General features: G+C 39.5%; 2 protein-coding genes. Both read left to right on the forward strand.

The window, feature by feature from the left end; translation table 11 throughout:
• Positions 1-226, forward strand: a 226-nt coding sequence (locus E1176_RS20620; protein ID WP_343030522.1) for a cyclic nucleotide-binding domain-containing protein, incomplete at its 5' end; no start/stop codon positions are given.
• 120 nt (positions 227-346) lie between these two features.
• On the forward strand, positions 347-1,927 hold a 1,581-nt coding region (locus E1176_RS20625), incomplete at its 3' end, for an ATP-binding cassette domain-containing protein (protein ID WP_185152713.1).

The following is a 1,927-nucleotide window of genomic DNA, read 5'->3' on the forward strand; positions in this document are numbered from 1 at the left end:
TATTGTATATGAGGGCCTGATCAATATTTATGAAAACGGAAAAGTCACTGGTGGTACTAAAAAAGGAGAGTTTATTGGTGAATTGATGCAATCTGCCAATTTCACTAAGTCGAACCTTATTATAGCAGTAGAATCAACAGTGTTGTTTAAAATAAATAAAGACAATTTTTACGAGTTATTATCAGACAATATGAAGTTGGCAAAGAAAATTGTAGAATACGTGTAAGTTTTATGTAATATTCATATAAGCTTGCATAACTTTTTTTTGTATTTTTCATGATAATGAAGTTATTTTAAAGATTTTAGTCTCTAATAGACCATATTTTTTTTACCCGATTAAACCTCAATGCTAAATTACGACATACGTACCCCTAGTGGTGAGAGTGATTTAGAGGAATACGACATTCATGGTAATGGTGTAGCCCCTAATCCCTTTCCTGGTCTGCGTCCATTTAGTATTGACGAGTGTCACCTCTTTTTCGGCCGTGAAGGGCAAGTAGATGAAGTACTTGTAAAATTGGCTGAAAATAGATTTGTCACTGTCATGGGTTATTCTGGTAGTGGTAAGTCTTCATTGATGTATTGTGGACTGGTGCCGATATTATATGGTGGGTTCATGACAGATGTCGGAGCTAATTGGAATGTAATTACAAGCCGGCCCGGAGTAGCTCCAATTGATAATCTGGCAGCCTCATTACTTAATTCAGATCCTGAAATTGACTCTTCGGTAAGCGAAGAAGAATTGCTGGTAAATAAGACAGTAATTGCCTCTTTATTAAGAAGTAATTCTCATGGCTTGGTAGAGGCCATAGAAAAGCGATTTAAAAAACATGGCGAGAATACCTTTATACTCATCGATCAGTTCGAGGAGCTATTTAGATATAGAGATGACTACAGTCTTTTTGAAGAATCAAGGGCCTATGTAAGCCTACTGCTTGATGCATGTCGCAATTCATCAGTTCCGATATACGTGGCCATCACCATGCGATCTGATTATATCGGAGAGTGTGCTAAATTTCCTGGTCTAACTCAGCTGATTAATCAGAGCAATTATTTGGTTCCTCAAATGACACGCGATCAAAAGCGAGTAGCCATAGAAGGACCAGTAGCTGTTGGAGGTGGTGCTATCACCAAAAGGTTGGTAAAAAGATTATTAAATGAAATAGGTGATAATCAGGATCAACTGCCAATCCTTCAACACGCGCTTATGCGTACGTGGGATTATTGGGTAAGAAACAGAGATGAAAACGAACCTCTGGACATACGCCACTATAATGCGGTTGGTAAAATCACCGAAGCTTTATCTCTACACGCAAATGAAGCTTATGACGAACTTTCTTCTTCTGAGAGAGAGATAGCAGAAATTCTATTTAAAGCCCTTACTGAGAAGACCAACGAAAATCAAGGGCTCAGAAGACCAGCTAGATTATCTTATGTGGCAGAACTAGCCGGAGCTACCGAAGAAGAGGTAGCCAAAGTAGTAGAAAAGTTTAGGCAACCGGGAAGGTCATTTCTTATGCCTCCATCTAACGTACCCTTGCAGTCAGACTCGATCATTGAGATTTCTCATGAAAGTTTGATGCGTATTTGGACAAGGCTTAAGGTTTGGGTTGATGAAGAGTATGAATCTGCTCAAATGTACCGAAGACTTTCAGAAGCTGCTGCAATGTATCAGATAGGGCGTACCGGTTTATGGAGACCCCCGGATTTGCAGCTGGCACTTAACTGGCAGAAAAAACAAAAACCAACTCGTACCTGGGCTCAGAGATATGACGAGGCTTTCGAAAGGGCAATTGTATTTCTCGATACAAGTAGAATAACCTACGAAGCAGAGCAGAAAAACCAGGAGATGCTTCAACGAAGACTCCTTAAGAGAACGAAAATAGTCGCGGTGGTACTAGGTATTTCTACCGTTATATCTATTATC

The organism is Fulvivirga aurantia (genome assembly GCF_009711475.1).
In the GTDB taxonomy this organism is placed as follows: Bacteria; Bacteroidota; Bacteroidia; order Cytophagales; family Cyclobacteriaceae; genus Fulvivirga; species Fulvivirga aurantia.